We start from the raw sequence: 25,080 nt of genomic DNA, 5'->3' as shown, positions 1-25,080 counted from the left end.
GCCCTGCGGGACCGATTCAGTCCCGCAATTTCGCGCGAAACCGCGTTCCGCGCCTTTCCCGGAATGGTGCCTGGATCAGCGGCCGTTCTTGCGGCGCAGGCGGATCACCACGTCGACATGCGCGATCTCCATTCCCTCCGGCGGCTCCGGGAGGTTGTCGATCTGGATGTTGCTGACGGGGATATCGAGAACCTCGTTCTGGCCCTCGACGAAGAAGTGATGGTGATCCGACACGTTGGTGTCGAAATAGGTCTTGGCGCTCTCTACCGCCAGGACACGGATCATGCCGGCCTCGGTGAACTGATGCAGCGTGTTGTAGACGGTTGCGAGCGAAACGGGCACCCCGGCCATGACAGCCTCCTCGTGCAGTTCCTCGACGGTCAGGTGACGGTCACCCTTGGCGAAGATCAGATCGGCGAGGGCAACGCGCTGACGGGTCGGACGCAGGCCTGAGTGGCGCAGCCTTTCTTCCGAACTCACTTCTGTTGCTTTCGTCATCAAGGGTCGTTCCATGTATCCCGGCGAAATTCACAATACTTCCGTTGCGATATAACTTTTGCGCCCGGCGCTTTCAATAGATTCTCGGCCAGACATGCGTTGCAAAGCCTGAAAAACCGGTCAAACTCGGGGAAGGCTGGCAATTAACTCTGGTCGCGCCCACATTGATCCTGTAAGCGACGGCGGAACGAAAATGCCATCTGAGGCGACGCTATCCTGGCCGGAAACGAGAAGGTCCGGGTTCGCCACGCTTCATTTCAAGCCGAACTTGCTCTAAAGCAGATCGGACAACACGTTAAGTCATTCGGGGAAGCATCTATTCATGACCACCAAACAATCCAGCTTCAGCTACGAAGAAATCCTGGCCTGCGGCCGTGGCGAGTTGTTTGGCCCTGGCAACGCGCAGCTGCCGCTGCCGCCGATGCTGATGGTTCATCGCATCACCGAGATCTCCGAGACGGGCGGCGCCTTCGACAAGGGCTATCTGCGCGCTGAGTATGACGTACGGCCGGACGACTGGTACTTCCCCTGCCACTTCCAGGGCAATCCGATCATGCCTGGCTGCCTCGGCCTTGACGGCATGTGGCAGTTGACGGGCTTCTTCCTCGGCTGGCTCGGCGAGCCCGGCCGCGGCATGGCGCTGTCGACCGGTGAAGTCAAATTCAAGGGCATGGTTCGCCCTGAAACCAAGCTGCTGCAGTACGGCATCGACTTCAAGCGCGTCATGCGCGGCCGGCTCGTGCTCGGCACCGCCGATGGCTGGCTGAAGGCCGATGGCGAGACTATCTATCAGGCAACCGACCTGCGCGTCGGTCTGTCAAAGGAAAAGGCCGAGTAAGTCCAGGCCTGCCTGCACCGAACGAAATAAAGAAAAGGTCAGTATCATGAGACGGGTTGTTGTCACGGGCCTCGGCATCGTTTCCTCGATCGGAAACAACGCGGACGAAGTCACGGCGTCGCTGCGCGATGCAAAGTCGGGCATCACGTTTTCTCCCGATTTCGCGGAAAACGGCTTCAAGTGCCAGGTCTGGGGTGCCCCGTCGCTCGATCCGACCGAACTCGTCGACCGTCGCGCCATGCGCTTCCTGTCGCAGGGCGGTGCCTGGAACCACGTGGCGATGAAGCAGGCGATTGCCGATTCCGGTCTTGAAGAGTCCGTCATCGCCCGCAACGAACGGACCGGGATCATCATGGGTTCGGGCGGCCCGTCCACCCGCACCATCGTCGAAGCTGCCGACATCACCCGCAAGAATGTGAGCCCGAAGCGCATCGGCCCGTTCGCCGTTCCGAAGGCGATGTCGTCCACGGCCTCGGCGACGCTTGCGACCTGGTTCCAGATCCACGGCGTCAACTACTCGATCTCTTCGGCCTGCTCGACCTCGGCGCACTGCATCGGCAATGCCGCCGAAATGATCCAGTGGGGCAAGCAGGATGTGATGTTTGCCGGCGGCCATGAAGATCTCGACTGGACCATGTCCAACCTCTTCGACGCCATGGGCGCCATGTCGTCGAAATACAACGAGACGCCGGCGAGCGCTTCCCGTGCCTATGATGCCAACCGCGACGGTTTCGTCATTGCCGGTGGTGCAGGTGTGCTCGTTCTCGAAGAACTGGAACACGCCAAGGCCCGCGGCGCCAAGATCTACGCCGAAATCGTCGGCTACGGCGCGACCTCCGACGGCTACGACATGGTGGCACCTTCGGGCGAAGGCGCGATCCGCTGCATGCGCCAGGCGCTTTCGACGGTGAAGGGCGATGTCGACTACATCAACACGCACGGCACCTCGACGCCCGTTGGCGACAGCAAGGAAATCGGGGCGATCCGCGAAGTGTTCGGCAGCAAGATGCCGCACATCCAGTCGACCAAGTCGCTCACCGGCCACTCGCTGGGTGCCGCTGGCGTGCAGGAATCTATCTATGGCCTGCTGATGATGCAGGCTGGCTTCATCGGCGAAAGCGCGCATATCAGCGAGCTTGATCCTGAGTTCGATGGCGTTCCGATCGTTCGCAAGCGCATCGACAACGCCAAGATCGATACGGTTCTCTCGAACTCCTTCGGCTTCGGCGGCACCAATGCCACGCTCGTCTTCCAGCGCTACAACGGATAACACCATGACGGGACTGATGACCGGAAAGCGTGGCCTCATCATGGGTGTGGCCAACAACCATTCTATTGCCTGGGGCATCGCCAAGGCGCTTGCAGCGCAAGGCGCTGAACTCGCCTTCACCTTCCAGGGCGAAGCCCTCGGCAAACGCGTCAAGCCGCTGGCCGCCGAACTCGGTTCCGACTTCCTGCTTCCCTGCGATGTCGAAGACATTGCGTCTGTCGATGCCGTCATCGACGCGATCAAGGAGCGCTGGGGCAAGCTCGACTTCATCGTCCATGCCATCGGCTTCTCCGACAAGAACGAACTGAAGGGTCTCTACGCCGACACCTCGCGCGACAATTTCAGCCGCACGATGGTGATCTCCTGCTTCTCCTTCACCGAAATCGCCAAGCGCGCCGCCGAGCTGATGAACAACGGCGGCTCGATGCTGACGCTCACCTATGGCGGGTCGGTGCGCGTCATGCCGAACTACAATGTCATGGGCGTTGCCAAGGCCGCGCTCGAGGCTTCGGTACGCTACCTCGCCGCCGACTACGGCGCGCGCGGCATCCGTGTCAACGCGATCTCGGCCGGCCCTATCCGCACGCTTGCCGGCGCCGGCATTTCCGACGCCCGGGCAATGCTCTCCTGGCAGCAGAAGAATTCGCCGCTGCGCCGCACCGTCACCATCGACGACGTCGGCAGCTCTGCGCTCTACCTGCTTTCGGATCTGTCGCGCGGCGTTACGGGCGAGATCCACTATGTCGATTCCGGCTACAACATCACCTCGATGCCGGCGCTCGACACGCTCAGGACGGCCGACGCCGAATAGCGCTCTCAATCTACCAACCACGACAAAGCCCGCGGATCGGCCTCGATCCGCGGGCTTTGTCGTTCAAGAGCCGCTCAGGGAAACAGAAACAGCGCGAGCACGGCGACGACGATCGCCAGCACAATGAAACCCGTATGCGTGCGCCGCCCCGGCGCCATCGGCAGGTGATAAAGACTCTTCAGGAATGACATGGGCACCTCGGAGGTCGCTCCATGTCCCTCGGCATGCTTGATGTCCTTGGCGACAGCCTCGGCCGCGTCCTCGCTCAAAGGCGGCCTGTTCACACCCCATGTCATGGCACTCATCCTCCGACGAGATATACCGACGACGTCATGGTGAGCCCGAACAGGGGCGATGGCAACAGGCAAACTGTCGCTTCACGCCGAGGCCCGAAACGCAAAGAGCCGGGCGTTTGGCCCGGCTCTTTGCTTGATCCTCGGTGGTCTTCAGCGCTTGGCCCACAGCACCTTGAAACGGGCGTTGCGGCAGGTTTCGCCGTATTCCTTGGAATTCTCGGCCAGCACCTGCTCATAGGGCAGGCCCCGGTTGGCGACCAGCATCAGCTTGCCGCCCTGCTTCAGCGCCTTCAGCGCCGTCTTGATGATGGCGACACCGAGCGCCGGCTCGGCGGCGTGGGCCTCATGGAAGGGCGGGTTCATGACGATGAGATCGTACTTGTCGCGCGGCTCTTCGCTCGTCAGGTCGAACCAGTAGAAACGCGCCGGCATGCGCGGAGCGTTCGCCATCATGTTGACGCGAGCCGCCTCGAGCGCCTCGTGGTCGGCTTCGAACAGGTCGATGCCCTTGGTGCCCGGTGCGGTTTCGGCAAGCTTTGCAGCAAGATAGCCCCAGCCTGCGCCGAAATCGGCGGCGTGGCCATGAAAATCGTTCGGCAGGCGCGAGGCGAGCAGCTCGGAACCCGCATCGATGCGGTCGTGCGAGAACATGCCGGGCGAGGCCTCGAACAATCCCTCGACGCGCACCGGCACCTTAGCGAGCTTGTGCACGGCATCGGTTACATCTTCGGGACGAGTGAACCAGAAGGCGACGCCGTGATACTTCGGCAGGTGATCGCCATCCCATTCGAACTTGGCAATCCGCTTCTTCAGCGACTGGATACCGTCTTCCTTGCCGCCGGCAACGACGATCAGGCCGCCTTCACGCGTACGCTTCAACGCCTCGGCGATACGGTCCTCGTTCTCGCCCTTGTGCTTGCCACAGAGCACCAGCGTGACGTCATAGTCCTCGCCGGTGACCTCAGGCGTCACATCGGCGCGCACGGCCTCCAGCGCGCGATAGAGCGGCCTTGACGGCTGAACCGCTGCTATCGAGGCTTCGAAGCCCTTGGGCAACCGGTAGCCCGCCTCGGCGCCGAGAAAGAGCACGCGCTCGCCGTCGCCCGGCGGGTCGATCACGCCGCTATCGAACGGGTAAAACAGGGTCTTCAACGCGTCTCGGCTCATCGGTCTATCCGTCATCTTCCTACAAGAAAGGGGCGCGGAGCGATCCGCTCCGCGCCCCGAATGCTTTCGGGTGAAGCCCGCTTATTCGGCGGCTTCGCCGTCGCCCTTCTTCTCAGACTTTTCGGCAACGATTTCCTTGCCGGTGGCCTGATCGACAACCTTCATCGACAGGCGAACCTTGCCGCGCTCGTCGAAGCCCATGAGCTTGACCCAGACCTTGTCGCCTTCCTTGACGACGTCGGTCGTCTTGGCGACGCGCTCGGAGGCGAGCTGCGAGATGTGGACGAGGCCGTCACGGGCACCGAAGAAGTTGACGAAGGCGCCGAAGTCGGCGGTCTTCACAACAGTGCCTTCATAGACCTGGCCGACTTCCGGCTCGGCGACGATCGAGTGGATCCACTTGCGGGCCGCTTCGATTTCCTTGCCGGACGAAGAGGCGATCTTGACGGTGCCGTCGTCTTCGATGTTGATCTTGGCGCCGGTCTTTTCGACGATTTCGCGGATGACTTTGCCGCCGGAGCCGATGACTTCGCGGATCTTGTCGACCGGGATGTTCATGACTTCGATGCGCGGAGCGAACTCGCCGAGCTGGCCGCGGCTTTCGGAGATGGCCTTTGCCATTTCGCCGAGGATGTGGAGACGGCCGCCCTTGGCCTGGTTGAGCGCGATGCCCATGATCTCTTCGGTGATGCCCTCGATCTTGATGTCCATCTGGAGCGAGGTGATGCCGGCTTCGGTGCCTGCAACCTTGAAGTCCATGTCGCCGAGGTGGTCTTCGTCGCCGAGGATGTCGGAGAGAACGGCGAAGCGCTCATCTTCCTTGATCAGGCCCATGGCGATACCGGCAACCGGCTTTGCCAGCGGAACGCCGGCATCCATCAGCGCGAGCGAGGTGCCGCAGACGGTGGCCATCGAGGACGAGCCGTTGGACTCGGTGATCTCGGATACGACGCGCAGCGTGTAGGGGAACTGTTCGGCTTCCGGGAGCATCGGGCGGATCGCGCGCCAGGCGAGCTTGCCGTGACCGATTTCGCGGCGGCCCGGGGAGCCCATGCGACCAGTTTCGCCGACCGAGAAGGGCGGGAAGTTGTAGTGCAGCATGAAGCGTTCTTTGTACATGCCGGTCAGGCTGTCGACGTACTGTTCGTCTTCACCGGTGCCGAGCGTGGCAACAACGATCGCCTGCGTTTCACCGCGGGTGAACAGTGCCGAACCGTGGGTGCGCGGCAGGAGGCCGACTTCCGAGACGATCGGACGAACGGTCTCCAGATCGCGGCCGTCGATACGGCTCTTGGTGTCGAGGATGTTCCAACGAACGATCTTGGCCTGCAGGTGCTTGAAGACGGCGCCGATTTCTTCGGCCGTGTGGGCCGGGTTCTCGATGCCTTCCGGCAGGAAGTGAGCCTTCACCTTGGCCTTGACGGCGTCGACGGCAGCGTAGCGAGCGGCCTTCTCGGTGATCTTGTAGGCGTTGCGCAGTTCGTCTTCGGCAAGCGAGAGCATGGCGTTTTCGAGAGCGGAATGATCTTCCGGTTCGAACTCGCGCGGCTCCTTGGCAGCGACTTCAGCGAGCTTGATGATGGCGTCGATGACCGGCTGGAAGCCCTTCTGGCCGAATACGACAGCGCCGAGCATGACGTCTTCCGGCAGTTCCTTGGCTTCCGACTCGACCATCAGCACGGCTTCCTGGGTGCCGGCGACGACGAGGTCGAGGGTCGATTCGTCCATCTCGTCGAGATGCGGGTTGAGAACGTACTGGCCGTTGATGTAGCCGACGCGCGCGCCACCGATCGGGCCCATGAACGGAACGCCGGACAGCGTCAGCGCAGCGGAAGCTGCGACCATCGACAGAATGTCGGGATTGTTTTCAAGGTCATGCTGCATGACCGTGACGATGACCTGGGTGTCGTTCTTGTAGCCATCGGGGAAGAGCGGGCGGATCGGGCGGTCGATCAGGCGGGAAACGAGCGTTTCGTTTTCGCTCGGACGGCCTTCGCGCTTGAAGTAGCCACCCGGGATCTTGCCGGCGGCGTAGGTCTTTTCCTGGTAGTTGACGGTCAGCGGGAAGAAGTCCTGGCCCGGCTTCGGCGACTTGGCCGAAACGACGGTGGCGAGAACGACGGTTTCGCCGTAGGTGGCGAGCACGGCGCCATCAGCCTGGCGGGCGATCTTGCCGGTTTCGAGCTTGAGCGGACGCCCAGCCCATTCGATTTCAACCGTGTGGGTATCGAACATGTTCTGTCCTTCGTGTGCGGCGGACCTTTCCGCGGCTGTTGCAGCGCGGGTGGTCGAAGGGCCGCATGAAATGGCGCATCACGGGCAAGACAACGGGAGGCTTCACGCTTGAAATCGGCTTGTTCCGCTTCACCGGCCGCTGGTCTGCGGCGTCTCGGCAAACGGGCCGAAGCATCCTGCAATCCTGCCCCATGACGGGCCATCGGTTGATCCGCGAAACCGGCCCATCCGGTTCGCTGGATTCTCTCCTTTAGCCACGTTTCCTATGCGGCCGGAGAGATTATTCCTTGAGCGCCCAGCGCTCCATAAAAAAGCCGGCGGGCCGCAATGACCCGCCGGACAAGTCGCTTAGCGACGGATGCCCAGGGCACCGATCAGCTTGGTGTAGCGCGCTTCGTCTTTCTTCTTCAGATAGTCGAGGAGCGAACGACGGCTGGAAACCATCGCGAGAAGACCACGGCGGGAATGGTTATCCTTCTTGTGGCCCTTGAAGTGTTCGGTCAGGTTGTTGATCCGTTCCGTCAGGATAGCAACCTGGACTTCCGGGGAACCGGTATCGCCTTCAACGGTTGCAAATTCCTTGATGAGCTGAGCCTTACGCTCTGCAGCAATCGACATCGGATGATCCTTTCGATTTCGAGGATTTAGGGACGCCTTCAGCCGGGATGTCGTCCAGCTGAGGCCGTGAATGCAACCGGCATGCGCCTTTTGCTGGCGTGCCTATAAACGAATTGGATGAAAAAGGAAAGGGTCATGAACCGGCACAAAGAAGGGCCGACGGAGAGCGCTAGTTGCTTGTCGGACGCGGCCGCATCGGCGCCGATCTCTGCTGATCGCGATTGACGGAGATGCAGTCGAGATAGGCAGAGAAGACCAGCCAAGCGGCCCCGCTTCGTTGGCGACCAGAGACCAGCGCTTGCCCCTGTGGTCGCGCGCTCCCGTCTGGCCCACCTTCGCCCCGTTTGACAACGTCATGACGATTGGCGCGTCGCGCACATTGAGCGGTGTTCTGGTCGGATCCGCGACCGTGCAGGCGATCTCGGCGCCACGTGCCGGCCCTCCCGCCGTCAGGATCACCATCGAAACGGCGGCAAGCTCCAGCGAGCGAAAGAGCATTTCATCGCGTTCCCCTCAGGTGCGCCTCATGAACCTTCTTCCTTCGCATCGCGTGGAATGGTGATCCGCCACTCGATGCCATCGGCATGCATCACCCGCTCCAGAGTGGCGTTCAGCGCCATGCCGAGCATGCGCTCCAATACCAGCGTCCCGAAACCCTTGCGGACGGGGTCCGACGGCTTGCCTGCGAGATCGGCGCCCTCCTCCCGCCAGCGAATGGCAATGCCTTCATCCTCCAGCGACCAGCTCAGCTTGACGACCCCGGTGGTGTTGGCGAGCGCACCGTATTTGGTGGCATTGGTCGCCAGTTCGTGCAGGGCCATGCCGAGCGTCTGCGAGATCTGCGTGTCGAGCCTCAGTGCCGGGCCGGACAGGATCACACGCGTCGGATCGTCAGGCGTGAAGGGCTGCAACTGGTTCTGGGCGAGCTCGCGGAAATCGACGCCTTGGGCGGCGTTGGCGATCATCAGGTCGGTCGAGCGCGCGAGGCCGGCAATGCGCTTGCGGAAGGAATCGGCAAAGTCCGAAGCACTCTCGGCCGAATAGACGGACTGGTTGAGCATGGACTGGATGACGGTCAGCTGGTTCTTCGAGCGGTGCGCCACCTCGCGCATGAGGAAGCGGATCTCGTTTTCGGCCTTGCCGCGCGCCGCTGCTGCGCGCGCCAGCGCTGCCGAGACCTGCTCGACTTCTGCGATCATGTGCGGGCGGGATTCGATCCGTTCACCGGCGCCGAGGCGACGCGCATCCTGCGCCACGAGCTTGACGCCCTGTGACAACAGCCGCGCAATTGCCAACGATCCGGCGATCGCGATGCCGGCAAAGATGATGCCGCCGAGCGACAGCCAGAGGAACGACCAGACCGCCGGAGCATCGACCGTCGCGCGCGGCGCCCAGGCGATGATCCGCCAGCCGGTCACGACCGAGAACTCGGTCGCGACCCGGTACTCCGTGCCGTTTTCCTTGATGTTGCGGACCCCGATGCTGATCGCCGGCACCTTGTCGAGGAAGAACGGTTCTCCGGCCTTGACCTTCGCATCCGACGAAATGATGACCTTGCCTGCGCCATCGACCAGTGCTGCGCTCCATCCGGGAGAAAGCGTGTCGCGGTTGACCGCCTTGGCCATGTTCTCGGCGTTTTGCGTCAACGTCAGCAGATATTCCTCGCCGGTCGACAGCTTCGCCGGCAGGTAGACGTTGAACACCCATTTTCCCGCGGTCTGGCCGAAGAAGACGTTGGAGACGAGCGGCGCGTCATTGTTGGTGAAGGCGCGCTCGACGGAGTCGGGGTCCGAAGCCTTGCTAAGCTGCGCACCGAACGGAACCCGGGTGTTGAGCCGCTGGTTGTGATTGCGATCGATGACGATCAGGTAGGAATCCGTTCCGGCAAGCGCCGTGGCGGCCCGGCCGTAGAAGGCCTCCATGTTGCCGTCTTCGATCTCTTGCGAAGTCGACAGCACCTTCAGCGTCGTCAGCATGCCCTCGATGTCACGTTCGACGATGCGCGTCACCGACCCGGTCGAGGCCTGCAGCAGGGCCGTGATCACCTGTTCCTGCTGATCTACGCTGCGCTTCAGCACCACAAGCGAAAAGATGAAGGCCGGGACGATGGCCACAAGCAGCAGCGACGTCAGATAGAAGCTGAACGGCCGGGTCAATCGATGACGAACGAGGTCGCTGACCGCCGCCAAGCCATTCGCAGCCTTTCGCTTTCCTTCGTCCAACACGCCGGTCACCTCAGTCGCCCTTCTTCCTGCCGCGCCAACGGCGCAGCCGCCTTCGGCGCGCGCTGCCAAAGGCGGTGCGACCGCCATTCGGTTCTGCAGCACGGCAAGGAAACGGAATCACCTCGGATGGATTGGAAGCCCATGCCGGGGATCATGCGTCAAGGATGGCGCAAAGGCAAACGCTTCAGGGCGCTTAGCCCGTGGCGAAAACCCGCTTCGGGCGGAATTCGCCTTCGGCGATTTCACCGATGGCGATGAGCTTGCCGCGTGCCGTCGCGTAGGCTTCAGGCGTCGCAAGCGGCGCATCGCGGCCGCGCAGGATGATGGGATTGCCCATCCTCAGGCGGTGCGCCTGATCGTCGTTGACGGCAACATGCGGCAGGCTGGAAAGCGCTTCGCCAGTCTCGATCAGATAGGCGTCGAGCGCCGCCAGGCGCTCCTCGTCGCTCTCGATCTTTTCCAATGCCACCAGATCGGCGAGCGGCACCATGTCCTCTTCACCGAACGGCGCGACAAAGGTTCGGCGCAGCGAGGCGATGTGGCCAAAACAACCGAGATCGCGACCCATGTCGCGGGCGAGCGAGCGCACATAGGTGCCCTTGCCGCACTCGATCTCGAAATGCGCGAGATTGGGAGCAGCACCGAGCAGCGTCAGGCGGTGCACCTCGACCTCGCGCGCCGGAATCTCGACGGTTTCGCCATCGCGGGCCAGATCGTAGGCGCGCTCGCCATCGATCTTGATCGCCGAGAACTGCGGCGGGACCTGGCTGATGACGCCGGTGTACTTCGGAAGAAGCGCGCGGATCGCCTCTTCGTTCGGCCGCTCGCTCGAGGAATGCGTGACCTCGCCTTCGAGATCGTCGGTCGAGCGCTCCTCGCCCCAGGCGACGGTGAATTCGTAGATCTTGCGCCCGTCCATCACGTAGGGAACGGTCTTCGTCGCATCGCCAAGCGCGATCGGCAGCATGCCGGAAGCAAGCGGGTCGAGGGTGCCGGCATGGCCGGCTTTCTGGGCCTTGAACAGCCACTTGATCTTCGAGACGGCTTCGGTGGAGCCGAAGTCGAGCGGCTTGTCGAGGATCAGCCAACCCGAGATCGGGCGGCCCTTGGGCTTACGCGGTTTGGACATGAAATCTACTATTCTTCGTCTTCGCTGGTCTGGTCGAGATCGCGACTGACTTCCGGCGAACGCAGGAGCTCGTCGATCTTCTTGTAGTTGTCGAAGCTCGTATCGTCACGGAAACGAACGTCGGGCATGTACTTCATCTGCCGGAGCTGCGGGCCGAGGCGGCCGCGAATGTACTTGGCATTGCGGTTGAGTGCCTCGATGACTTCGGCATGATTGGGCACGCCAAGCGGCGTGACATAGGCCGTCGCAATCTTCAGATCGGGCGACATGCGCACTTCCGAGATCGCGATGACGGTCTTCTCGATCACGGGATCGCGCACCTCGCCACGCTGCAGAACCTGCGTGATCGCAGCGCGCACCTGCTCACCGACGCGCAGCATGCGCTGGGAGGGGGCCGAGGATGTAGCTTTACTCATGGTCGTTGACTTTCCAAGGTTCTGCGCCCGCCCGGGGCGCGGAAAACCGATTTGCTCTCTAGCGTAGTATATCGTCCGTGCCTCAGGCGCGGGTAGTTCCAATTGACCGTGCCCGCCGTCGTTGACGCAGGGCCAAGAAAACACCCATGGCCGTCAAAACGGACGCGGACAGAAGATGGATCAATTCGAATTGCGGGTGAGCGCAACCCTCTTTGATGGCGGACTGCCATACCTCGTGCTCGGCATCACCCCGGGACGTTATGGCTATCAACAAGAGGAAACCGCCGAGAAGGCTTCCGACCCAAAGCAGCGCCCGAAGGCGCAAAACCGCCGAGCCGATCGCCAGACAGAAAAGCGCCGCCAGGCCGACCCAGTTGGTCAAAAACGCGGCCGCCTCGTTGAAAACGGAGAAATCCTGCCCATCCCATCCGGGATAGATCTTGTCGCAGACTTCCGCAAAGGCCGGCTCCCACCAAAACGACACAACAGCGGCCAAGGCCGCCGTTGTGCAGAATTGCCGGGCTTTCAGCCCCATTAAAGCGTCCGCGTGATGTGCTCGACGCGGAAGCACTCGATCGTATCGCCGGCGCGAATGTCTTCGTAATTCTCGAAGGCCATACCGCATTCCTGACCGACGTTGACTTCCGAGACTTCGTCCTTGAAGCGCTTGAGGGTCTTGAGCTTGCCTTCGTGGATAACGACGTTGTCGCGAACCAGACGGACGCCGACGCCACGCTCGACCTTGCCTTCGGTGACGCGGCAACCCGCGACCTTGCCGACCTTGGTGATGTTGAACACCTCCAGGATCTCGGCATTGCCGAGGAAAGTTTCGCGACGTTCCGGCGAGAGCAGACCCGACATCGCCGCCTTCACGTCATCCACCAGATCGTAGATGATGTTGTAGTAGCGGATTTCGATGCCGGCGCGCTCGGCGGCCGAACGGGCCTGCGAGTTGGCACGGACGTTGAAGCCGATGATCGCGGCGTTCGACGCTTCGGCGAGCGAGATATCGGACTCGGTGATACCACCGGCACCCGAATGCACGATGCGCGCACGAACTTCGTCGGTTCCGAGCTTGTCGAGTGCACCGGCGATCGCTTCGATCGAACCCTGCACGTCGCCCTTGATGACCAGCGGGAACTCCTTGAGACCGGAGGTCTGGAGCTGGGTCATCATCTGCTCGAGCGAGCCGCGCGAGCCGGACTGACGGGCAACCTGCTTCTCGCGGGCGAGACGCTGGCGGTATTCCGAGATCTCGCGAGCGCGGCCCTCGTTCTCGACGACGGCGAACTTGTCGCCCGCAGCCGGCGTGCCGGAAAGGCCGAGAACCTCGACCGGCATCGACGGACCGGCTTCCTTGACGTGCTCACCCTTGTCGTTGACCAGCGCGCGCACACGGCCCCACTGATCACCGGCAACGATGATCTGGCCCGGACGCAGCGTGCCCTTCTGGACGAGAACGGTCGCAACCGCACCGCGGCCGCGGTCGAGTTCAGCTTCGACCACCGTACCTTCGGCCGTCCGGTTCGGATTGGCGCGCAGGTCGAGGATTTCGGACTGAAGCAGGATCGCTTCCAGCAGCTTGTCGAGGTTGGTGCCGTTCTTCGCGGATACTTCCACGTCGAGAACTTCACCACCCATGGATTCGACAAAGACTTCGTGCTGCAGCAGTTCGGTGCGAACCTTCTGCGGGTTTGCCGTCGGCTTGTCGACCTTGTTGATCGCAACGATGATCGGAACGCCGGCAGCCTTGGCATGGTTGATCGATTCGATCGTCTGCGGCATCACGCTGTCGTCAGCCGCAACCACCAGGATCGCGATGTCGGTCGCCTGGGCACCGCGGGCACGCATCGCCGTGAACGCCGCGTGACCGGGCGTATCGATGAAGGTGATCTTGTTGCCGTTCTGCTCGACCTGATAGGCGCCGATGTGCTGGGTGATGCCACCGGCTTCGCCGGCCACCACGTTGGCGTGGCGGATCGCATCGAGCAGCGAGGTCTTGCCGTGGTCGACGTGACCCATGATCGTGACGATCGGCGGACGCGGCAGCATTTCCTCTTCCGAGTCCGACACGTTGAAGATGCCCTCTTCGACGTCGGATTCCGAGACGCGCTTGACCGTATGGCCGAATTCGCCGGCGATGAGTTCAGCCATATCGGCGTCGATCAGATCGCCGGGCTTCATCATCTGGCCTTCCTTCATCAGGTACTTGATGACGTCGACGGCGCGCTCAGACATGCGCTGCGACAGTTCCTGGATGGTGATGGTCTCCGGCAGAATGACTTCGCGGGAAATCTTCTCGCGGGTTTCCTGCATCTGGCTGCGCTTGAACTTCTCCTGGCGGCGACGCATCGCCGACAGCGAGCGAGCGCGCTGACCGGCATCCTCGTCTGCAGCAGTGCTCAGCGTCAACTTGCCCTGGCGGCGACCGTCGTCGCCCTTCGGACGGGCCGGAGCCTTGGCGGGCTCGGGACGCACGACCTTGCCGCGCGCCGGACCGGCGCCGGGGCGCGGACCACGATCCTCGTCCTTTTCGTTGTCGACCTTGCGGCCGCGCAGGGCACCAGCCGGTGCCGGCGTCGGAAGGCCGGCTGCCGGAGCAGCAGCGGGACGTCCTGCCTGCGGGCGACTATCGACGCGACGCTCGGTGGAAGCCGGCGTGTGAGCAGCCACGGGGCGCTCTTCAACAACCTCTTCAACCTTTGCTTCGGGCTCGACTGCCGGGCGGGCAGCTTCCTCGGCGGCACGACGTGCGGCTTCTTCCTTCTCCTGCTGGAGACGGGCTTCTTCCTCACGCTTGCGGCGCGCTTCGTTTTCAGCACGGATGGCCGCTTCTTCGGCTTCGCGGATCTGGGCCTCGGCCAGGGCGCGGCGGCGCGCATCGATCTCACCGGCGGAAAGCTGGTTCAGGACAACGCCGACGCGCGGACGGTTGGCCTGATTGGCTTCCTGGCGGGTCTGATGCTGCTGCGGCTGCGGAGCCGGACGGCCGGAAGGCTGCGGCTGAGCCGGACGCTGTTCAGCCGGCCGTGCGGCAGGTGCCGCGCTCACCGGCGTGATCGTACGCTCTTCCTTGGGGCGATGGAAAGAAGTCGGGCGTTTCCTGGTTTCGACCACGACCGCCTTGGTGCGGCCACGACCGATGTCCTGACGCACGGTCCCCTGCGAAACCCCGTGGGGCTTCAGGGTCAGCGTCTTCTTGCCTGCTGCGCTGCCTGTCTTGTCGTCGTTGTTGTCGTCAGTCATTCCGTTCCGTTCCTAGCGATCAGGCCCGGATGCGTATCACCCGACCCCGTCTTCTAAATTGTCTCGAACAATACCCGCGATGCCGGCATTCGCCGGTGACGCGTGTCATTGCTGTGGCTTGCCAGCGCCGCCTTCGGCCCGGACCGGGACGGATCCTCGGTACTTTTCGAGCATGATTGCGCGCTTCACTACACCCTCACCCGCCTGCCCTGCAAGCGCTGCGGCATGGATAAAAGCATTACTTCCTAAAAGGCCCTCCATTTCCGCCCCGGTGAAGGGACGGAACGAAGGTATTTCCATTTCGTCGTCGGCCACGAAGCTCATCGCCTTGCGAGCCTGGTCTATCTTGCGCACGCCGTCCGCCGCAGCATCGGCTGCATGGAACACGGCAAGCGCTGCAAGGCCGCGTACGGCCTGTTCCGTCTTCGTTGCGCCGGAGATGAACTGGGCCGCCTTGCGGGCCATGTTCATCATGCCGGCCAACTGCTCGCAGAGCAGCCGGTCGACGTCATCGGCAAGCGTTGCGTCAGCCTTGACGTCCGCTTTCAGGGCGCGGGCGAAGAACTTCTTCGCCACCGCCTTTTCGACGAGCACCCGCTCGGCCTTCACCCAACATCCGCGTCCCGGAAGCTGCCGCTTCAGATCGGGAACGACGCGACCGTCCGGCCCGGCAACGAAGCGGATCAACTCGTCGGGTGAACCGCTCTCGCGGGTGACGATGCAGGTCCGCGTGTTGCCGCTCCGATCCTTCGGGCCCCCGTCCGTGGGCAGAGTGTCCGAAGGCAGGCTGTCGGCATCATCAGAGGCGATCATTGTCCTTAAGCGTCCTGCTCGGCGCCTTCGGCAACTTCGATCGGCTCTTCGCCTTCGGCCTCATCGCTTGCCAGGTCCTCTTCCGTGATCCAGCCCGCCGCGAGGCGGGCCTGAACGATCATGGCTTCGGCTTCGGCGCGCGAAACGTCGAACTTCGAGAAGGTGCCCTCGAAGCGCTTGGTCTCGCCGTCCTTGCGTTCGCTCCAGCCGACGAGGTCGTCAGCGGCGCAGCCGGCAAAGTCCTCGATCGTCTTGATGCCTTCTTCGCCAAGGGCGACGAGCATCTGGCTCGTCAGGCCGTCGATCGAGCGCAGCTCGTCGGCGACACCGAGTTCCTTGCGCTTGGCATCCATTTCAGCTTCGAGCTTGTCGAGGAATTCGCGCGCACGGGTCTGGATTTCGGTCGCGGTCTCCTCGTCGAAGCCGTCGATCGACGCGATTTCGTCGAGATCGACATAGGCGAGCTCCTCGACGGCGGCAAAGCCTTCGGAAGCCAGAACCTGGCCGACCATCTCGTCGACGTCGAGCGCGTCCATGAAGAGGTTGGTGCGCTCGGTGAATTCCTTCTGACGACGCTCGCTCTCTTCCTGCTCGGTGAGGATGTCGATATCCCAGCCGGTCAGCTGCGAAGCGAGGCGAACGTTCTGGCCGCGACGGCCGATGGCGAGCGAAAGCTGCTCGTCCGGAACGACCACTTCGATGCGCTCTGCATCTTCGTCGAGAACGACCTTGGCGACTTCCGCCGGCTGCAGCGCGTTGACGATGAACGATGCCGGATCCTGCGACCACGGAATGATGTCGATCTTTTCGCCCTGCAGTTCGCCGACGACGGCCTGAACGCGCGAACCGCGCATACCGACGCAGGCGCCGACCGGATCGATCGAACTATCGTTCGAGACAACCGCGATCTTGGCGCGCGAACCCGGGTCACGGGCAACCGACTTGATCTGGATGATGCCGTCGTAGATTTCGGGCACTTCCATGGTGAAGAGCTTCACCATGAACTGCGGATGGGTGCGCGACAGGAAGATCTGCGGGCCGCGCTGTTCGCGGCGAACGTCGTAGACGAAGGCGCGGACACGGTCGCCGTAGCGCATGTTTTCGCGCGGGATCATCTCGTCACGACGGATGATGCCTTCGCCACGGCCGAGGTCGACGATGACGTTGCCGTATTCGACGCGCTTGACCGTGCCGTTGACGATTTCGCCGACGCGATCCTTGAATTCGTCGAACTGGCGGTCACGCTCGGCTTCGCGAACCTTCTGCACGATGACCTGCTTGGCAGACTGGGCGGCGATACGGCCGAAGTCCATCGGCGGCAGCGGATCGGCGATGAAGTCGCCAAGCTTGGCGTCCGGATTGCGATCGCGAGCAAGCTCGAGCGGGATCTGCGTGGAATAGTCGTCAGCCTTCTCGACCACTTCCAGAAGACGCTGCAGGCGGATTTCACCGGTCTTCGAGTTGATGTCGGCGCGAATGTTCGATTCCGACCCATAGCGCGAGCGGGCGGCCTTCTGGATCGCATCGGCCATCGCGGCCAGAACGATCTCGCGGTCGATCACCTTTTCACGCGCGACAGCATCCGCGATCTGCAGAAGCTCGAGCCGGTTAGCACTGACTGCCATGTCTTGTCTCCGTTTGGGTTGCAGGGGGCTTCACGCTCCGCCCGACTTATTCCTCAATAGGTGAATCTTCGTCTTCGAAATTCTCGTTCGCGGCGCGCTCGGCCTTCGCCTTCTTGTCGGCTGTCAGCGCATCACGGATCAAATCGTCGGTCAGGATCAGCCGCGCTTCGGAAAGCGTGGTGAACGGGATCACGACAACAGGTTCCTCGCCATACGCAGGCTGGTCGCGCTCAAGCCGGAAACCATCGTCATCGACGGAAACGATCTTGCCGCGAAACCGCTTGCGGCCATCGACCAGAACCGACGTCTCGCATTTCAGCAGGTGACCCTCCCAGCGGAAGAAGTCGGACTTGCGCACCATCGGGCGGTCGATGCCGGCCGACGACACTTCGAGATGATACGCCTTGTCGATCGGATCTTCCACATCGAGCACCGGCGAAATGGCCTTGGAGATCTCTTCGCAGTCCTCGACGGTCATGGTGCCGTCGTTGCGCTCGGCCATGATCTGCAGCGTCAGGCCATTCTGGCCGGACATGCGCACGCGCACCAGGCGATAGCCCATCGGCACGATGACCGGCTCGATGATGTCGGCAATGCGCTGGTCGAGGCCGGTTTCGGTGATCAGGCGCGGTTCATTTGCATTTTCAGCCGTTGTCGTATCGGACAAACGATCATCTCCTCATCGGACCGGCTAATAAAAAAGAGCGGGTCCTGACGGGCCCACTCTTCATCTACCGATCAAGAATTTGAGGCTCATATACGCCCCATCGCCGCAAATTGCAAGGCGTTGAGCCTCATGCTGCAAATGCAGCGATCCACTCGCAACCGGCGATCTTTGACAACAAGGTCAGTTTCAGCGGGTGGCACTTCGCGTGCTCAGGCCTATAACAGGAATCGAACTGCTTCGAGACGACAATCAAGGACAAGAGAGAAGACGAGGTGCCCCACCGTATTTCGCCGCTTGCACCCTTCAAGCACGACATCTTCCGCACGATCTGGATCGCGAGCCTCGCGTCCAATTTCGGCGGCCTCATCCAATCGGTCGGCGCCGCCTGGCTGATGACCTCGATCTCCTCCTCGGCGAACATGGTGGCGCTCGTGCAGGCATCGACCTCGCTGCCGATCATGCTCTTCTCACTCGTGTCCGGCGCGCTTGCCGACAACTTCGACCGGCGGCGGATCATGCTGGTGGCGCAGTGCTTCATGCTCTTCGTCTCGGCACTTCTGACAATCTGCGCCTATGTCGGGCTGATCACACCCTGGCTGCTCCTGCTCTTCACCTTCCTCATCGGCTGCGGCACGGCGCTCAACAATCCGTCCTGGCAGGCCTCGGTCGGCGACATGGTCCCGCGCGAAGACCTGCCGGCCGCGGTGGCGCTGAACAGCATGGGCTTCAACATCACCCGCAGCGTCGGCCCCGCCATCGGCGGCGCGATCGTCGCGGCATTGGGTGCGGCGGCTGCCTTCTTCGCCAATACGCTCAGCTACTTCGCGATCCTCTTCGCGCTGGTGCGGTGGCGGCGTGAGGTGCCGACGAACACGTTGCCGCGCGAAACGCTGGGGCGCGCCATATCCGCGGGCCTGCGCTATGTCGCGATGTCGCCCAACATCGGCAAGGTGCTTCTGCGCGGCTTCCTCTTCGGCCTTTCGGCAAGCGCGATCCTCGCACTGCTGCCACTCGTCGCCCGTGACCTCGTCCAGGGCGGACCGCTCACCTACGGCCTTATGCTTGGCGGCTTCGGCCTCGGCGCGATCGGCGGGGCGCTGCTCTCCGCCCGCCTGCGGGAGAAGCTTTCCAGCGAGGCAATCGTGCGCATCGCGTTCACCGGCTTTGCCGCCAGCGCCGCGATCACGGCCTGGAGCACCTATGCGTGGCTCAGCTGTCTCGTGCTGCTGATCTCCGGCGCTTGCTGGGTGCTGGCACTGTCGCTGTTCAACACGACCGTACAGCTTTCGACGCCGCGCTGGGTGGTCGGCCGCGCTCTGTCGCTCTATCAGACGATGACCTTCGGCGGCATTGCCGGCGGCAGCTGGCTCTGGGGTACGGCGGCCGAACAGTACGGCGCGGCCAATGCGCTGATGGGCTCCTGTCTGCTGATGTTCGCCGGCGTCGTGGTCGGCTTCCGGCTGCCGCTGCCGGAGTTCACCTCGCTCAACCTCGATCCGCTGAACCGCTTCAACGAGCCACCGCTCGAACTGGATCTCAAGCCGCGCAGCGGCCCGATCGTCATCATGATCGACTATGAGATCGCCGATGACGATATCCCCGAGTTCCTGACGACCATGGCGGAACGCCGGCGCATCCGCATCCGTGACGGTGCGGGCCACTGGGCGCTGATGCGCGATCTGGAGAACCCGACCACCTGGACCGAGACCTACCACGTGCCGACCTGGGTCGAGTATGTGCGGCACAACCAGCGGCGCACCCAGGCCGACGCCGCCGTCGGCGATAAGCTGACGGCGCTGCACAGCGGTGCTGCGCCGCCGCGCGTGCACCGGATGATCGAGCGCCAGACGATCGTTCCAACGCATTACGAGCGCTACAAGCGACAGGTGAACGTGGACATGCACTAGGTGCTGTCGCCGACCCCCACGCTGACATCGATCCGCACAACAAAGAGGCCCCGTCACCGGGGCCCTTTTTTGTAATCCGGGATCAGCGCGCAAGCCTCGGCCCGGACTTACGTCAGCGCAGCTTCGCTTTCAGCGAGACATCGGGGAAGCAGGTGGCGGCAAGTCCGCTCTTTGCCTGCCAGTCGCCGAGCGAGCGGCGGGTCTTGTAGCCGGGGAGACCATCGACCTTGCCGACGTCATAGCCCTTGGCGACGAGCGCCTTCTGCATGGCGAGGACATCCGAGCGCAGCATGTTGCCGACATCGCCCCAGGTGCCGCGGAAGGCGCCGTCACCGGTAGCGATGCGATCGGCGAGATTGCCGATGAAGAGCGCATAGAGGTCGGAGTTGTTGTATTCCTTGAGCACATAGAAGTTCGGCGTGACGATGAATTCCGGCCCGTGGCGACCCGCCGGCACCAGCATCATCGAGGACGCCGACAGTTCGTGCGACGGGAAGGCCTTGCCGGAAATCCGCGTGATGCCCTTGTTCGCCCAGCTTGACAGAGGTTGGGCGAGATCCGGCCCTTCCTGGGCACAGGAGACCGCTTCGGGGATCGACACCTCGAAGCCCCAGTCGCGACCGCGCTGCCAGCCCTTCTTGACGAGATAGTTAGCGATCGAGGCCAGGCTGTCCGGCACCGAATTCCAGATGTCGCGGCGACCGTCGCCGTCGAAATCGACGGCGTATTGCAGGAAGCTCGACGGCATGAACTGCGGCTGGCCCATGGCGCCGGCCCAGGAGCCGCGCATCGCCGCCTTGTCGACGTCACCGCTGTCGAGAATATGCAACGCCGCGATCAGCTCGCGCCGGAAAAGATCGGGTCGCGTCGACATGAAGGCCTTGGTCGCGAGCACGTCGACCACCGGATAGGGGATCTTGGCGCGACCGAAGCCCGATTCACGCCCCCAGATCGCCACGACCACCGAACCGGGAACGCCATAGGTGCGTTCGATCTTCTTGAGCGTCGACGCATGGGTGGCGGCAAGGCTGCGGCCAGTCGCGGCGAGCCCTTGCAGCCGCTTCTCCGAGAAGTAGCTGCCCGGCGACGAAAACTCCGCCTGGCTCTGTTTCTGTTCCTTCGGTTTCGGGAAGCCGGGAGGCGCCAGATCCGGCAGATCCCAGTTGAGCTTCACGTCGGAAAACGCCGCCTTGAACGAACCAGCGGAAATGCCCGCCTTTTTTGCTTCCGGCCAGAGGTCATTCTGCAGCCAGCTGCGGAATTGAGCTTCGACATCCGCCTTCGTTGCCGCTTGCGCGAGCCCCAGCCAGCCGCAGAACAGCAGTGTCGAAAGTGAAAGAAGTCTCAGCATCCGGCTTCCTATCGGTTGGATCGCGGGGTTCGAAGACGCCGCTCAGATCGACGTGCGGGCGCGAAGGGCAGCCGCCAAGGTGCCTTCGTCGAGATAGTCGAGCTCGCCACCAACGGGCACGCCATGGGCAAGCCGGGTGATCTTCACCTCCATGCCTTCAAGCTGGTCGGTGATGTAGTGGGCCGTGGTCTGGCCCTCGACGGTGGCGTTGACGGCGATGATCAGTTCGCGGACCCCGCCGTTGGCGACGCGCTGGACGAGGCCCTTGATGTTGAGATCGTCAGGGCCGACACCGTCGAGCGGCGACAGCGTGCCGCCGAGCACGTGGTAGGCGGCGTTCATCGCGCCGGCGCGCTCCAGCGCCCAGAGGTCGGAGACGTCCTCGACGACGATGATCACGGACTGGTCGCGACGCTCGTCGGAACAGACGGTGCAGGGATCGATCGTATCGACATTGCCGCAGCAGGAGCAGATGCGGACCTTGCGGTGCGCCTCGCCCATCGCATCGGCGAGCGGACCCAGCAGCTGGTCCTTCTTCTTGACGAGATGGAGGGCGGCGCGCCGTGCAGAACGCGGTCCTAGCCCCGGGACCTTTGCCAGGAGCTGGATGAGTTTTTCGATTTCGGGGCCGGTGACTCGTTTTGCCATGCCGCGCTTTTAGCCCATATCGGCCCTAAACGGAATCGTCTTCGAGAGAAGCGCTGCGACGATACCGACAGAGGCGGCTACCGGGTGGCGATCGCCACGGCTGCGCCCGCAATCGTCACGGCACTCGTACGGTTGGCGATGCGCACGGCGCGGCGGCTTTTCAGGAAGGTGCGCGCCTTCGACGCCATCGCCACCCAGCCGAAATCGACGACCACGAGCACGACCAGCATGGTCGCGACCAACTCCATCCAGCCGACGACGGTCACCGAGCTGAGGTCGATGATCGACGGCAGCAGCGCGACATAGAACATCATCACCTTGGGATTGCCGAGCGTGACGGTGATGCCGGCGAAGAACAGCTTCGCGGCGGAGCGCGACTGTGGCAGGTTATCGCCTGATATGTCCGGTTCTGCCGTCCACATCTTCCAGGCGAGGTAGAGCAGATAGCCGACGCCCAGCCACTTGATCGCGAGGAAGAGCAGATGGAAGTTTTCGGCAATAGCCGCAAGACCGGCCACGGCGAAGGACAGCCAGATGGCCTCACCGATCCAGAGCGCGACGAGGAAAGGCATGACATCGCGCGCACCCTTTGCCAGCACGCGGGCAACCAGTGCCGCAACGCTCGGGCCGGGTGAACCGGCCGCAACCAGCAATGCGCCAGCAAAGACAAGCAGAGACGTGAGTGTCATGGGCAGCCTCCTCGTGGAGGCCGCAACCTAGCATGGATCGGTCCCGTTGGCAGCAGCGAGCATGCATGCGTTGCGGGCCGGGCCGGGCGCGATCCGTTGCCGATCGCAGGTTGGCCGCTCACGCGCCAGAAGACGGCCCGCGCGTTACCCGGCGATGCGCACGGCCAGGCACAACCGCAACATCTGCGGGCGGCGTTCCGCCCGCATTCTGAACTTTAATCCTTGGAGGCGATCAGAACGGCAGCTTCATGCCGGGCGGGATCGGCAGGCCGGCGGTCAGTTCGCGGGTCTTTTCCGCCTGGACGGCTTCGGCCTTGTCCTTGGCGTCCTTGTGAGCGGCGACGATCAGGTCTTCGAGGATCTCGACGTCGTCTTCCTTGAAGAGCGAGGGGTCGATCTTCAGGCTCTTGAGGGTGCCTTTGCCATCGAGGCGAACGGTCACCAGACCACCACCGGAGGTGCCATCGACTTCGAGCGCGGCGATTTCCGCCTGCATCTTCTCCATCTTGGCCTGCATTTCCTTGACCTTGCCCATCATCCCCATGATGTCGCGCATCGTCGTCTCCTGTTCTTTGGTTTCTGCTCGCAGACGGGACTATTCGATGTCGTCGCCAGGGACGATATCGCCATCGGCGGATTCGGCTGTCGCCGGAGCTACGCTCTCGGCCTCTTCCTCGACGGCGCGAATGCGCACGTCGGTGATCTTGGCACCTGGGAACCGGGCGAGAATGGCAGCGACGTCGGGGTCCTGGCGCGCGTCGCTGACGCGCTGTTCCTGCGCCCGCTGTTCCTGCTCGATCAGCGTCGGCTCGCCGGCCTCACGGCTGTAGCTGACGATCCAATGGATACCGGTCCATTCCTTGAGCTTGACGGCGACCTCGCCGAGCAGCGTCTTCGGAGCATCGTCGGAGACGTTGACGTCGAGACGGCCAGCCTCGATGCGTACCAGCCGCAGGAAGCCGCGTACCAGTGTCTTGAGCTTGATGTCTCGGTTCTTGGCGCAAAGTTCGGCAATATCCGAGATCGAATTGACCGGCACCGATGGCTGCGGCTTGGCAGCCACGGCTGCCATCGGTCGCTCTTCGATCCGGCCGACCGCGACCGGTTGCGGCGCGACATCCGGCACCGCGCGCAACATCGTCGCGCCATTGCTCGTCGGGCGCTGCACCGGCATTGCCTGGGCTGCCTGCGTCGAGATCGAGCCTGAAACCGAAGCCTGTGCTCCACCGCCATTGCCACCGCCCGGGCCAAGACGGGCGCCGCCGCCTTCACCGCCGGAAAGCTCAAGCACACGCCGCGCAGCCTCTTCCGGCGCCGGCAGATGTGCGGCATGCGCCAGTCGGATCAGCACCATTTCGGCAGCACCGGCCGGGCGCGCCGAGCTTTCGGCCTCGGGAATGCCCTTGAGAAGCATCTGCCAGATGCGCGACAGCGCGGTGACCGCGACGGTCTCGGCGAAGACGGCGCCGCGGGTGCGCTCGATCTCGCTCAGCGACTGATCGTTGACCGCCTCCGGCACATATTTCATGCGGGTGACGAGATGGGTGAAATCGGCAAGGTCGGTCAGCACGACCGTTGGATTGGCGCCGGCCTCGTACTGTGCGGTAAATTCCTGGAGTGCTGCCGCGACATCGCCTTTGACGACATGATCGAAGAGATCGACGATGCGGGCGCGGTCGGCAAGGCCGAGCATCGAGCGCACGGTTTCGACCTCGACCGCGCCGCCGCCGTGGGCGATCGCCTGGTCGAGCAGCGACAGGCCGTCACGCGCTGAGCCTTCGGCGGCACGGGCGACCATTGCAAGGGCTTCCGGGTCGAATGAAACGGCTTCCTTACCGAGGATGGTCGAGAACAGGCCGACGAGATCGGAGGCGCTGATGCGGCGCAGGTCGAAGCGCTGGCAGCGCGACAGCACCGTGATCGGAACCTTGCGGATTTCGGTGGTAGCGAAGATGAACTTCACATGCTCTGGCGGCTCTTCGAGCGTCTTCAACAGACCGTTGAAGGCCTGGGTCGAGAGCATGTGCACTTCGTCGATGATATAGACTTTGTAGCGCGCCGAAACCGGGCGGTAGCGCACCTGCTCGATGATCTCTCTGATATCGTCGATACCGGTATGCGAGGCGGCGTCCATTTCGATGACGTCGACATGACGGCCGTCCATGATCGCCTGGCAATGTTCGCCGGGAACACGCAAGTCGATCGTCGGCCGGTCGATGTCAGGTGTCTTGTAATTGAGCGCACGGGCAAGGATGCGGGCGGTGGTCGTCTTGCCGACACCGCGCACCCCGGTCAGCATGTAGGCCTGCGCGATGCGACCCGTCTCGAACGCGTTGGTGAGCGTTCGCACCATCGGCTCCTGGCCGACCATCAGGTCGGAGAAATCCTTGGGGCGGTACTTTCGCGCCAGAACACGGTAGGCGGCCGGCTTCTCAACGGATGAAATGGACGTGTCGTCGCTCATCGACCCTGCCGCTGTTCGAACTCTTGTCCCGACAGGACGGAAAAGGTGGGAGGCTGGCACGATGACCCGTGCCGGGCTCGTTGGGGCTGCTTCCTTCCGGACCTGACCCGGTTGGCGAGTGGCTCGTCCACCACCAACCTCCCGGCTTCCATATCGGCAATATCGAA

23 protein-coding genes and 1 other RNA gene are annotated in these 25,080 nt (G+C 63.0%); 6 read left to right on the top strand and 18 right to left on the bottom strand.

The genetic code is table 11. From position 1 onward, the window contains the following. Positions 1-75: 75 nt before the first annotated feature. Complete coding sequence (irrA, locus tag LAC81_RS19500; protein ID WP_057247827.1) at positions 76-498, bottom strand: iron response transcriptional regulator IrrA; 423 nt, start codon at positions 496-498, stop codon at positions 76-78. A 322-nt stretch (positions 499-820) separates the two neighbouring features. Between irrA and fabA the strand changes: the two genes are divergently transcribed. The 3 genes from fabA to fabI are packed head-to-tail and all read left to right on the top strand — an operon-like array spanning position 821 to position 3,417. Continuing rightward, positions 821-1,336 carry a 3-hydroxyacyl-[acyl-carrier-protein] dehydratase FabA gene (fabA, locus tag LAC81_RS19495; RefSeq protein WP_113538865.1) on the top strand — a complete coding sequence of 172 codons (516 nt, stop codon included), beginning with the start codon at positions 821-823 and terminating at the stop codon, positions 1,334-1,336. A 46-nt stretch (positions 1,337-1,382) separates the two neighbouring features. Continuing rightward, positions 1,383-2,606, top strand: coding sequence for a beta-ketoacyl-ACP synthase I (gene fabB, locus LAC81_RS19490; protein ID WP_113538864.1), 1,224 nt, complete (start codon positions 1,383-1,385; stop codon positions 2,604-2,606). Between the two features lie 4 nt (positions 2,607-2,610). Further along, positions 2,611-3,417, top strand: coding sequence for an enoyl-ACP reductase FabI (gene fabI / locus LAC81_RS19485; protein ID WP_223726096.1), 807 nt, complete (start codon positions 2,611-2,613; stop codon positions 3,415-3,417). A gap of 74 nt (positions 3,418-3,491) precedes the next feature. Here fabI and LAC81_RS19480 read toward each other — a convergent pair whose 3' ends face one another. The 3 genes from LAC81_RS19480 to pnp all read right to left on the bottom strand — a co-directional run bounded on the left by LAC81_RS19480 (position 3,492) and on the right by pnp (position 7,115). After that, positions 3,492-3,713 carry a hypothetical protein gene (locus tag LAC81_RS19480; protein WP_113538862.1) on the bottom strand — a complete coding sequence of 74 codons (222 nt, stop codon included), beginning with the start codon at positions 3,711-3,713 and terminating at the stop codon, positions 3,492-3,494. 150 nt (positions 3,714-3,863) lie between these two features. Continuing rightward, entirely contained in the window at positions 3,864-4,880 is a 1,017-nt protein-coding gene (locus LAC81_RS19475) for a class I SAM-dependent methyltransferase (RefSeq protein ID WP_223726095.1), read from the bottom strand. An 81-nt stretch (positions 4,881-4,961) separates the two neighbouring features. Then, complete coding sequence (gene pnp, locus LAC81_RS19470) at positions 4,962-7,115, bottom strand: polyribonucleotide nucleotidyltransferase (protein ID WP_223726094.1); 2,154 nt, start codon at positions 7,113-7,115, stop codon at positions 4,962-4,964. Positions 7,116-7,180: 65 nt separating this feature from the next. Here pnp and LAC81_RS19465 point away from each other — a divergent pair, with 65 nt between their 5' ends. Next, positions 7,181-7,369, top strand: coding sequence for a hypothetical protein (locus tag LAC81_RS19465; RefSeq protein ID WP_113538859.1), 189 nt, complete (start codon positions 7,181-7,183; stop codon positions 7,367-7,369). Between the two features lie 94 nt (positions 7,370-7,463). Here LAC81_RS19465 and rpsO read toward each other — a convergent pair whose 3' ends face one another. From rpsO to rbfA, 4 genes are all read right to left on the bottom strand, one after another. After that, positions 7,464-7,733 (bottom strand): 30S ribosomal protein S15, encoded by a 270-nt coding sequence (gene rpsO / locus LAC81_RS19460; protein WP_029742369.1) that lies wholly within the window; start codon positions 7,731-7,733, stop codon positions 7,464-7,466. A gap of 524 nt (positions 7,734-8,257) precedes the next feature. Beyond that, positions 8,258-10,045, bottom strand: coding sequence for a sensor histidine kinase (locus tag LAC81_RS19455; protein WP_223726093.1), 1,788 nt, complete (start codon positions 10,043-10,045; stop codon positions 8,258-8,260). Between the two features lie 106 nt (positions 10,046-10,151). Beyond that, a complete protein-coding gene (gene truB, locus LAC81_RS19450) occupies positions 10,152-11,087 on the bottom strand; it encodes a tRNA pseudouridine(55) synthase TruB (RefSeq protein ID WP_223726092.1) in 936 nt (311 codons plus the stop codon). 8 nt (positions 11,088-11,095) lie between these two features. After that, positions 11,096-11,503, bottom strand: a complete 408-nt coding sequence (rbfA, locus tag LAC81_RS19445) for a 30S ribosome-binding factor RbfA (RefSeq protein ID WP_104662459.1) — start codon at positions 11,501-11,503, stop codon at positions 11,096-11,098. A gap of 175 nt (positions 11,504-11,678) precedes the next feature. Here rbfA and LAC81_RS19440 point away from each other — a divergent pair, with 175 nt between their 5' ends. Continuing rightward, a complete protein-coding gene (locus LAC81_RS19440; protein WP_223726091.1) occupies positions 11,679-12,041 on the top strand; it encodes a hypothetical protein in 363 nt (120 codons plus the stop codon). Here LAC81_RS19440 and infB read toward each other — a convergent pair. The 4 genes from infB to rimP all read right to left on the bottom strand — a co-directional run bounded on the left by infB (position 12,038) and on the right by rimP (position 17,854). After that, complete coding sequence (gene infB / locus LAC81_RS19435; RefSeq protein ID WP_113538854.1) at positions 12,038-14,749, bottom strand: translation initiation factor IF-2; 2,712 nt, start codon at positions 14,747-14,749, stop codon at positions 12,038-12,040. The two genes, LAC81_RS19440 and infB, sit on opposite strands and share 4 nt — an antisense overlap. A gap of 105 nt (positions 14,750-14,854) precedes the next feature. After that, positions 14,855-15,562 carry an RNA-binding protein gene (locus LAC81_RS19430; RefSeq protein ID WP_223726090.1) on the bottom strand — a complete coding sequence of 236 codons (708 nt, stop codon included), beginning with the start codon at positions 15,560-15,562 and terminating at the stop codon, positions 14,855-14,857. 5 nt (positions 15,563-15,567) lie between these two features. Beyond that, positions 15,568-17,187, bottom strand: a complete 1,620-nt coding sequence (gene nusA, locus LAC81_RS19425) for a transcription termination factor NusA (RefSeq protein ID WP_113538852.1) — start codon at positions 17,185-17,187, stop codon at positions 15,568-15,570. 46 nt (positions 17,188-17,233) lie between these two features. After that, positions 17,234-17,854, bottom strand: a complete 621-nt coding sequence (gene rimP, locus LAC81_RS19420) for a ribosome maturation factor RimP (RefSeq protein WP_223726089.1) — start codon at positions 17,852-17,854, stop codon at positions 17,234-17,236. 272 nt (positions 17,855-18,126) lie between these two features. Here rimP and LAC81_RS19415 point away from each other — a divergent pair, with 272 nt between their 5' ends. After that, positions 18,127-19,761 (top strand): MFS transporter, encoded by a 1,635-nt coding sequence (locus tag LAC81_RS19415; protein WP_223726088.1) that lies wholly within the window; start codon positions 18,127-18,129, stop codon positions 19,759-19,761. 112 nt (positions 19,762-19,873) lie between these two features. On the opposite strand, the gene LAC81_RS19410 is transcribed toward LAC81_RS19415, so the two are convergent. From LAC81_RS19410 to ffs, 6 genes are all read right to left on the bottom strand, one after another. Further along, on the bottom strand, positions 19,874-21,112 hold the full coding sequence (locus LAC81_RS19410) for a lytic murein transglycosylase (protein ID WP_223726087.1): 1,239 nt from the start codon (positions 21,110-21,112) through the stop codon (positions 19,874-19,876). Positions 21,113-21,154: 42 nt separating this feature from the next. Next, the gene (recR, locus tag LAC81_RS19405; RefSeq protein WP_113538848.1) at positions 21,155-21,760 is read right to left on the bottom strand and encodes a recombination mediator RecR; all 606 of its coding nucleotides are present in this window, start codon (positions 21,758-21,760) and stop codon (positions 21,155-21,157) included. Between the two features lie 77 nt (positions 21,761-21,837). Continuing rightward, positions 21,838-22,449 carry a LysE family translocator gene (locus tag LAC81_RS19400; RefSeq protein WP_223726086.1) on the bottom strand — a complete coding sequence of 204 codons (612 nt, stop codon included), beginning with the start codon at positions 22,447-22,449 and terminating at the stop codon, positions 21,838-21,840. Between the two features lie 232 nt (positions 22,450-22,681). Further along, on the bottom strand, positions 22,682-23,005 hold the full coding sequence (locus tag LAC81_RS19395; RefSeq protein WP_029742357.1) for a YbaB/EbfC family nucleoid-associated protein: 324 nt from the start codon (positions 23,003-23,005) through the stop codon (positions 22,682-22,684). A gap of 39 nt (positions 23,006-23,044) precedes the next feature. Beyond that, positions 23,045-24,913, bottom strand: a complete 1,869-nt coding sequence (locus LAC81_RS19390; protein WP_223726085.1) for a DNA polymerase III subunit gamma/tau — start codon at positions 24,911-24,913, stop codon at positions 23,045-23,047. Between the two features lie 45 nt (positions 24,914-24,958). Further along, positions 24,959-25,055: signal recognition particle sRNA small type (gene ffs, locus LAC81_RS19385), an RNA gene on the bottom strand. Positions 25,056-25,080 lie beyond the last annotated feature (25 nt).

Origin of the sequence: Ensifer adhaerens, assembly GCF_020035535.1 — a bacterium.
Classification (GTDB): Bacteria; Pseudomonadota; Alphaproteobacteria; order Rhizobiales; family Rhizobiaceae; genus Ensifer.
This window is presented reverse-complemented; position numbering and strand designations above follow the sequence as displayed.

Bases quoted from the DNA above. Each gene is read 5' to 3' on its own strand.
- infB (WP_113538854.1), bottom strand. From the start codon at position 14,749: ATGACTGACGACAACAACGACGACAAGACAGGCAGCGCAGCAGGCAAG.
- LAC81_RS19440 (WP_223726091.1), top strand. From the start codon at position 11,679: ATGGATCAATTCGAATTGCGGGTGAGCGCAACCCTCTTTGATGGCGGA.
- fabA (WP_113538865.1), top strand. From the start codon at position 821: ATGACCACCAAACAATCCAGCTTCAGCTACGAAGAAATCCTGGCCTGC.
- LAC81_RS19410 (WP_223726087.1), bottom strand. From the start codon at position 21,112: ATGCTGAGACTTCTTTCACTTTCGACACTGCTGTTCTGCGGCTGGCTG.
- LAC81_RS19390 (WP_223726085.1), bottom strand. From the start codon at position 24,913: ATGAGCGACGACACGTCCATTTCATCCGTTGAGAAGCCGGCCGCCTAC.
- LAC81_RS19475 (WP_223726095.1), bottom strand. From the start codon at position 4,880: ATGAGCCGAGACGCGTTGAAGACCCTGTTTTACCCGTTCGATAGCGGC.
- rbfA (WP_104662459.1), bottom strand. From the start codon at position 11,503: ATGAGTAAAGCTACATCCTCGGCCCCCTCCCAGCGCATGCTGCGCGTC.
- LAC81_RS19430 (WP_223726090.1), bottom strand. From the start codon at position 15,562: ATGATCGCCTCTGATGATGCCGACAGCCTGCCTTCGGACACTCTGCCC.
- fabI (WP_223726096.1), top strand. From the start codon at position 2,611: ATGACGGGACTGATGACCGGAAAGCGTGGCCTCATCATGGGTGTGGCC.
- LAC81_RS19455 (WP_223726093.1), bottom strand. From the start codon at position 10,045: ATGGCGGTCGCACCGCCTTTGGCAGCGCGCGCCGAAGGCGGCTGCGCC.
- nusA (WP_113538852.1), bottom strand. From the start codon at position 17,187: ATGGCAGTCAGTGCTAACCGGCTCGAGCTTCTGCAGATCGCGGATGCT.
- rpsO (WP_029742369.1), bottom strand. From the start codon at position 7,733: ATGTCGATTGCTGCAGAGCGTAAGGCTCAGCTCATCAAGGAATTTGCA.
- LAC81_RS19480 (WP_113538862.1), bottom strand. From the start codon at position 3,713: ATGACATGGGGTGTGAACAGGCCGCCTTTGAGCGAGGACGCGGCCGAG.
- recR (WP_113538848.1), bottom strand. From the start codon at position 21,760: ATGGCAAAACGAGTCACCGGCCCCGAAATCGAAAAACTCATCCAGCTC.
- irrA (WP_057247827.1), bottom strand. From the start codon at position 498: ATGACGAAAGCAACAGAAGTGAGTTCGGAAGAAAGGCTGCGCCACTCA.
- pnp (WP_223726094.1), bottom strand. From the start codon at position 7,115: ATGTTCGATACCCACACGGTTGAAATCGAATGGGCTGGGCGTCCGCTC.
- LAC81_RS19400 (WP_223726086.1), bottom strand. From the start codon at position 22,449: ATGACACTCACGTCTCTGCTTGTCTTTGCTGGCGCATTGCTGGTTGCG.
- LAC81_RS19465 (WP_113538859.1), top strand. From the start codon at position 7,181: ATGAAATGGCGCATCACGGGCAAGACAACGGGAGGCTTCACGCTTGAA.
- LAC81_RS19395 (WP_029742357.1), bottom strand. From the start codon at position 23,005: ATGCGCGACATCATGGGGATGATGGGCAAGGTCAAGGAAATGCAGGCC.
- truB (WP_223726092.1), bottom strand. From the start codon at position 11,087: ATGTCCAAACCGCGTAAGCCCAAGGGCCGCCCGATCTCGGGTTGGCTG.
- fabB (WP_113538864.1), top strand. From the start codon at position 1,383: ATGAGACGGGTTGTTGTCACGGGCCTCGGCATCGTTTCCTCGATCGGA.